This is a genomic window from Terriglobus sp. ADX1 (assembly GCF_036877645.1).
Taxonomy (GTDB): domain Bacteria; phylum Acidobacteriota; class Terriglobia; order Terriglobales; family Acidobacteriaceae; genus Terriglobus.
Map to the genome: position 1 here is coordinate 1 of NZ_JAEDXV010000123.1, position 254 is coordinate 254.

A 254-nucleotide genomic window follows, 5' to 3' on the forward strand; every position below is an offset into this window, starting at 1 on the left:
ATTCTGCGAACTTCCCTGGCCAAGTCACTGGATACCTTGACGCCGCTGGATCGTCTGGGCGCAGCATGGGCCGTCGCCGCAGGGCACGCCACAGCCAGCCGAACCGCAGTCTCCGCCTTTCAAGACGGCGTTGCGACCGTCACCGTGCCGGACACAGCATGGCAACGCCAACTTGAAATGATCCACGGACAGCTGCGCGGCGACCTGGCCAACATCAGCCGCATCCCCGTGACCGATATACTTTTTGTGTTGCC

1 protein-coding gene is annotated in these 254 nt (G+C 62.2%); it reads left to right on the forward strand.

Annotated elements, in window-relative coordinates; all coding sequences use genetic code 11:
• Positions 1-254, forward strand: a 254-nt coding sequence (locus JAO32_RS19880) for a DciA family protein (protein WP_334243633.1), incomplete at both ends; no start/stop codon positions are given.